7 protein-coding genes and 1 pseudogene are annotated in these 6,657 nt (G+C 64.5%); 3 read left to right on the top strand and 5 right to left on the bottom strand.

Annotation, left to right across the window (positions count from 1 at the left end; genetic code table 11):
- Positions 1-235, bottom strand: a pseudogene (locus V5A53_RS11570) (hypothetical protein); the annotation flags it as partial.
- 122 nt (positions 236-357) lie between these two features.
- Here V5A53_RS11570 and V5A53_RS11565 point away from each other — a divergent pair.
- Positions 358-2,730: a DEAD/DEAH box helicase gene (locus V5A53_RS11565; protein WP_332313768.1), complete on the top strand. Its 2,373-nt coding sequence runs from the start codon at positions 358-360 to the stop codon at positions 2,728-2,730.
- Here V5A53_RS11565 and V5A53_RS11560 read toward each other — a convergent pair whose 3' ends face one another.
- Together V5A53_RS11560 and V5A53_RS11555 are read right to left on the bottom strand one after the other, a co-directional pair.
- A complete protein-coding gene (locus V5A53_RS11560) occupies positions 2,731-2,979 on the bottom strand; it encodes an MTH865 family protein (protein WP_332313767.1) in 249 nt (82 codons plus the stop codon).
- Positions 2,980-3,069: 90 nt separating this feature from the next.
- The gene (locus V5A53_RS11555; protein ID WP_332313766.1) at positions 3,070-3,699 is read right to left on the bottom strand and encodes a class I SAM-dependent methyltransferase; all 630 of its coding nucleotides are present in this window, start codon (positions 3,697-3,699) and stop codon (positions 3,070-3,072) included.
- Positions 3,700-3,900: 201 nt separating this feature from the next.
- Here V5A53_RS11555 and V5A53_RS11550 point away from each other — a divergent pair, with 201 nt between their 5' ends.
- Positions 3,901-4,101, top strand: coding sequence for a hypothetical protein (locus V5A53_RS11550; protein WP_332313765.1), 201 nt, complete (start codon positions 3,901-3,903; stop codon positions 4,099-4,101).
- Positions 4,102-4,200: 99 nt separating this feature from the next.
- Entirely contained in the window at positions 4,201-4,398 is a 198-nt protein-coding gene (locus V5A53_RS11545) for a hypothetical protein (RefSeq protein ID WP_332313764.1), read from the top strand.
- An 83-nt stretch (positions 4,399-4,481) separates the two neighbouring features.
- Here the strand turns inward: V5A53_RS11545 and V5A53_RS11540 are convergent, their stop codons facing one another.
- Together V5A53_RS11540 and V5A53_RS11535 are read right to left on the bottom strand one after the other, a co-directional pair.
- Positions 4,482-5,498 (bottom strand): cytochrome d ubiquinol oxidase subunit II, encoded by a 1,017-nt coding sequence (locus V5A53_RS11540; RefSeq protein WP_332313763.1) that lies wholly within the window; start codon positions 5,496-5,498, stop codon positions 4,482-4,484.
- The coding region (locus V5A53_RS11535) for a cytochrome ubiquinol oxidase subunit I (protein WP_332313762.1) at positions 5,491-6,657 on the bottom strand (1,167 nt) is incomplete at its 5' end. The genes V5A53_RS11535 and V5A53_RS11540, both read right to left, overlap by 8 nt.

Genomic DNA, 6,657 nt, shown 5'->3' with positions numbered 1-6,657 from the left:
TCTCCGAGACCTCCGTCGTATCGCGTTTCAGGCCAGTCCCGTACGCTTCGAGCAGTTCGTCGATTCGGTCCTTCGGACCATATATCTCGTAGAGGAGTACGACCGTCCCGTCGTCGAGGAGATTGAAGTTGTGAATCGGCCCGTGACGAGGGTCAGGGTCGTTGGCGACGTGTTCGTCGACGGGGTGGAACCATCGCCGCCCCTCGGGCCGTATCTGTAACTCCACGCAGCGCATGTCGACCCGTGTGAGAACGATAGCTATAGCGCTTCGCCCCTGTGTCTCCGGCCTTTCTTGGAGCGGGCGTCGAAACGGGCCGCAGGCGGAACCGTTAGGACGGCGCAGTCGTAACGATGGGCGTGGACGAAACCGTCGCGTGGCTCCGCGAACGCCCATACTACGAGGACCAGATTCGCGCCCACGAAGTCCTCCCCGGCGACCAGCCACGATTCGCCGATATCGACGTCGATAGCCGCCTCGAAAGCGCACTCGAAGATCGCGGTATCGACCGACTCTATCGCCATCAGGCACGGGCTATCGAAGCCGTCCGTGATGGCGACGACGCCGTCCTCGCCACCGAGACGGCCAGCGGCAAGAGCCTCGCCTACACCGTGCCTGCCTTCGAGAGAGCGATGGACGGCCGTCGACCTTCGGCCGACGAGACCGGAGCGGGACGCTCCGGCCGCCGCGCGACGACGCTGTATCTCGCCCCGCAGGTCGCACTTATAAACGACCAGACCGAGACGCTGTCGGACCTCGCCGACGGCCTCGGGTTCGGCAGCGGCGTCACCGTCGACCAGTACACGGGTCGGCAGTCACGAAGCGAAAAGGAAGCCGTCCGCGACCGCCAGCCCACGGTTCTGCTATGTACGCCCGACATGCTGCATTACGGCCTCCTGCCGCATGCCCGCCGCCTCTGGAAGTGGTTCTTCGAGCGGCTGGAAACCGTCGTCGTCGACGAGGTCCACGAGTACCGCGGCGTCTTCGGCAGCCACGTCTCGCTGGTCTTCCGCCGCCTCCTCCGTCTCTGCGAGGAGTTCGGCGCCGACCCCGAGTTCGTCTGCTGTTCGGCGACCATCGGCAATCCTGTCGACCACGCCGCGACGGTGACGGGTCGAGAGCCCGATGGCATCCGACTGATAGATACCGACGACAGCACGACGGGGCCGACCCACTGGCTGTTGTGGAACCCACCGGAGTACGACGAGGGCGGATGGGGCAGCGACGAGGCTGGCGGTGGCCGCCGACGCTCCAGCCACACCGAAACCGAGCGGCTGTTCTGTGACCTCGTCGCGAAGGGCTACCAGACGCTCGTGTTCACGAGCGCGCGGCAGACGGCCGAACGCTACGCCTCGAAGAGCGCGAACACGCTCCGCGAGCGCGGGGAAGCCGACCTCGCGCGCAACATCGAAGCCTATCAGGCCGCGCTCACCGACGATAGGCGCAGAGAAATCGAGGACGGACTCCAGTCGGGCGACGTCCGCGGCGTCTGGAGTACGAACGCGCTCGAACTGGGCGTCGACATCGGCGGCCTCGACGCGGTGATACTGGACGGCTACCCCGGAACCCGGATGGCCGCCTTCCAGCAAGCGGGCCGTGCCGGTCGGGGGACCGACCCCTCGCTCGTCGCGATGGTCGCCGGGGAGGACCAACTCGACCAGTACCTGATGTCGAACCCCGACGCCTTCTTCGAGGGCGACTCCGAGAAAGCCGTCACGAACCCGGAGAACGACCGGCTCATGCCGCCACACGTCCGGTCGGCCGCCGATGAGTCGTGGCTCCGCCCCGAGGACGACCGATACTTCGGCCAGCGATTCCCGGAGGTGGTCGGCGAGTTGACCGACGACGGCCTGCTCTCCCGCCGCGAGACGAGTGAGGGCGTCCGCTGGCTCAACGACGGCCCACAGCCACAGTACGATATGAGCCTCCGGACCGTCGACGACCGGGAGATTCAACTCCGCGGCCCGAACGGAGACACCATCGCGAAACTCCCATTCGACGACGCGCTCCGGGATGCCCATCCGGGCGCCATCTACCATCATCAGGGCCGCACCTACGAGGTGACGGAGTTGGACCTCACCCACGATGTCGCCCAACTGCAGACGACGTGGGCCGACTACTTCACGCGGGTCCTCCACGACAAGACCATCACCGTCGAGGAGGACCTCACCGAACAGCCGCTCGATACGCGCGAGGACGTGACCGTCCGATTCGCTGACGTCGAGATGCGCAAACAGATTACGGGCTTCCAGCGGTTCGACTCCTCCAGCGGCCAGCCGATGGGCAGCGAGGAACTCGACTTGCCCGAAACCAGCCTCCGGACGCGGGCGCTCTACTTCGCGCTACCGCCCGACACGGAGCAAGCCCTGCAGGCCGGTGGTGACCTGCCCGGCGGAATCCACGCCGCCGAACACGCCATGATCTCGATGTTCCCGACGACCGTCCTCTGCGACCGCCGGGACGTTGGCGGACTCTCGACGCCCCTGCATCCCCATACCGGTGCCTCGACCATCTTCATCTACGACGGCTACCCCGGCGGCGTCGCCCTCGCTCGAACGGGATACGAGGACATCGAGGGGCTGATGGAGACGACCCGAGACATGCTCGCCTCCTGTCCCTGCGAGGACGGCTGTCCGGCGTGTGTCCAGTCGCCGCATTGCGGCAACGCGAACGACCCGCTCGACAAGGGGCTGGCCAAAACGCTTCTGAGCGGCCTGCTCGACGGCGCGTAACTACGCCTCGTACTCGAGTTCGTCGAGCAAGTCCTCGACGATGTCTTCGGCCGTCGCGTACGGGAACCCGTCGTCCGGAAGCATCGCGTAGAGTTCCGACGGGCGGACGGACAGCCCCTCCGCCTCGAAACTCGTACTCGACCACGACGGAAAGGTGACCGCGAAATCCGCCTCGTCCTCGATGGGATACTGCAACTCGTCGAAGGCGGTTTGCAGTTGGGTCGGCAGCGGCCGGTCGTCCCGGGACATACACGCTCGATAAGTGGCAACCCTCAAAAAACCCGCCGTGGACGGTCTACCTCGTGAGCGGACGGCCACCTACTCTAACGTCGAACCCCGCTATCGACTGGCTTTGATGCCGACGAACGACCCCTCGCCGTAGCCTTCTTCGACCGGTTCAGGACCGTCTAGCTCGTCGATCCACTGGTATATCGTCTGCACGAACTCGAAGTCGGTGAATCCGGCGGCTTCGAGGGCTTCGAGGAGTTCTTCGGTCGTGACGAACGTCGCCTCCCTGTAGAAGGGGTTCTGTTCTTTGTTCTCCTGATAGATCTGGCCGACGGGGCTGTCCTTGTCGATGTATCCGATTACGAGGCTCCCCGACTCCGAGAGGATTCGGTCGGCTTCGGCCAGCGTCCGGGGGATGTCGTCGACGAAACATATCGTCGTCACGATCAGCGCGGTCTCGAAGGTGTCGTCTCGGAACGGGAGGTGTTCGGCGACGCCTTTGACCACGTCGACGCCCCGCTCTTGGGCGTGTTCGAGCATCGCCTCGGCCGGGTCTATCCCGATGTCGATGCCCAGTGGCCCGGCGAACCGTCCGCTGCCGACGCCGATCTCGATTCCGCGACCGGTCGCCGGAACGAACCGGTCCAGAGCGTTCAGTTCGGACTGGTAGGCATCGTCGTATTTCTCGAACCAGTCCTCGTAGCGCTCGGTGTGGGTCTCGAAGGGTGCTGCTTTGGGCATACGCGAGGGTAGGTGACCCGGTACTACCAACGTTGGGTATAGTGTTCCCTGTCGAGAACGCCCAGTCTGTAGCCACGCGAGGCTTGTCGAAGGAGTAGGAATTATTGCTGGCACCGGTGGGTCGGGCGCACGTCCAGTCAATAATATCCCCGATGAATCGCCTTTAGAGCGTTCGAACCGTTGTTTCTACTGTATTCAACCATGTCGACAACACGTGACCCCGAATCCATCAACCGCCCGCTGCTCGTCGCCGGTCTGCTGATCGTCGTCGCGAGCATCGGGATGGCCGCTTGGATGTTCAGACTCGGCGACATCGTCACGGCACTCGGGCTGGGGCTTCTCATCATCGCCGGTCTGCTGCTCACTGGAATCGGATTCTCGCCCGAGACGGCGACACACTGAACAGTTCCGCGCCGGCCGGATTCACGCCCAGTCGATCCCGCTCCGCCGTGGCCGCTCCGACTGGCGTCGTTCCACACGCCCGCCCCTCGTCGAAATCCCATGTTCGAGACGGAACACATCGACGCCGGAACGTGGATGCTCGTTCTTTTCATCGCCGTAGTCGCATTTCTCATCGGCGTCGGGCTACTCCAGTTCGCAGCCACCGGTGACTACGTGTCCCTCCTGCGCCGTGTCGGCATCGGGGCCATCCTGATGGCGTTCGGTGTCGGCTTCTACCGGAAGTGGCAGCCGGCGTAGCTACCGGGCCCACTGGTCGGAGCCGACCGCCAGACGGGAGCCTCAGCATGGTTTCCTGAACGGAATCGAAACCCGGAGGGGAGCTACGTGTACGCTTCCCCTTCTTCGACGGGACCGCTAAACGCGGAGTACAGCACGACGAAATAGAGCACGATTATCGGCAACAGGAAGGCCGTGCCGATGGTGACGAGATTCAGTGATAGCGTCGAGACCACTGCGTCCTCGACGCTGAGAGCTGACACCGGGTCGACCACTGGATACAGCAGTATCGCGACGAGTGCGGCGAGGCCGTAGACTTGGGCTGCGACGGCCACGAACGCCACGTAATGGCGACCGAGCCAGGCGGCAGCGACGTATGCGACGGCCAGGAGGACTGTCACACCGAGCAGGCCGACCGTCGGCATGCCGAACACCTCGACGTGTGGTGCCGAGCGGCTCCCGACGATGAGTGCAGCGACCACAAACAGGAGGTAAGCGGCCTGTGCGAGATACCCGTACAGTCGCGTTTCGAGACGCACGTCGCCGCGTGTCTTCAGCCCCAGGTAGGCGGCGCCGTCGACGACGGTGAGTGCGACGGTTGCTGTGCCGACCAGCATGCTCCCGACCGAGGCCATCCCGTCGACGCCGAACAACCAGTTGCCGGCGAAGACGCCGAGGAAGAAGGGCGCGGCGACGCTCCCGGCGACGAAGGCTCGGCCCCACCAGCGCGTCCAGGCGTCGTCCTCGCGCTGTTCGTACATTTCGGGGGCGAGCCCGCGGAGGATGAGCGCCCCTAGAATGGCGAACATCAACAGGTAATGGCGGCTGAACAGGCTGGCGTACACCTTCGGGAACACGGCGAACAGCATGCCGCCGAAGACGACGAGCCACACCTCGTTGCCGTCCCAGAAGGGTCCGATGGCTGCGAGCAACTGCTCGCGTTCGTGTTCGTCCGAACGCGTCGCAAAGAGCGCGCCGACGCCGAAGTCGAACCCGTCCAGGAACAGGAAGGTCCCGAACACCGCGAACACCAGCCCGAGCCAGAGTCGACCCAGTGGTAATCCGAACAGGGGTTCGGTCGCGAGGCTTGCGGGCATCCCCGCGAGTAGCGCGTCAGTCATCGCTCGGGACGACCTCTCTGGAGCCGCCCGTATCGGTCCTCGGTGCCGCCGGGGCCGTCGGTGCCTCCTCCCGGATGAGTCGAATCACGACATACCAGTAGAGGACCAAAAGTCCCGTGTAGACACCGACGAAGCCGGCCAGCGTGATGAAGGCCTCCGTTCCGGTCAACCCGGGAGAGACGCCGTCGCTGGTCTTCATGATGCCCTGGATGACCCACGGTTGGCGACCGACCTCGGTGACGATCCAGCCCAACTCGACGGTGAGGATCCCGAGTACAGACGACCCCACGAGCGCCTTTGCCAGCAGATCGTCCTCGAACAACTCCCCACGGAGCCACCGGTAGCCGCCCCAGAACGCCAGCAGGATGAACCAGAACCCCAGGCCCACCATCGCCCGGAACGCCCAGAAGACGATGGCGACCGGTGGGGCTTCCGACTCCATATCGTTCAAGCCCGTAATCGTCGCCCCTGGGTCGCCACCACTCGCGAGAAGCGAGGCGACGAACGGCACCTCGATGACGAAGAGGTCCTCGGCGTGGGGGTCTGTGATGTCCTCTATCTCGGTCGGAACGGCCAGTAGCTTCAGACCGACTCCGGAGTCGGTCTCGTACTGTGCCTCCATGGCGGCGAACTTCTGTGGTTGGGTCTCCGAGACGTGTCGACCGTAGGCGTCGCCGTGAATCGCCTGAAGCGGCGCGGTAACGAGCAACACGGCGAGGCCGATCTTCATCGTCTTCCGCCAGAACTCGGTGTCGCGGTTCGTCCAGACGTAGTAGGCGGCAACGCCGGTCATGAACAGGGCGACCGAAAGGACCGCGGCGTTCTGCATGTGGACGAACATCCACGGGAAGCGCGGATTGGCGTAGGCCGCGATCGGGTCGACCAGCATGACGACCGGTTGGCCGTTTTCGGTCACCATCTCGTATCCTCTGGGTGTCTGCATCCAGGAGTTGGCGATGAGGATCCAGATGGCCGACAGCCACGTCCCGAGGCCGACGAACACGCTCGAAATCATATAGAGGCGGTCACTGACCCGTTCGCGTCCGAAGACGAAGATGCCGAGGAAGGTGGCTTCGAGCATGAATGCCATCATGCCTTCGAGGGCGAGGGGCCCGCCGAAGAGTTCGCCGGCGGTCGTCGAGAAGGCCGCGAAGTTGGT

The organism is Natronomonas sp., assembly GCF_036625485.1.
Classification (GTDB): Archaea; Halobacteriota; Halobacteria; order Halobacteriales; family Haloarculaceae; genus Natronomonas.
This window is presented reverse-complemented; position numbering and strand designations above follow the sequence as displayed.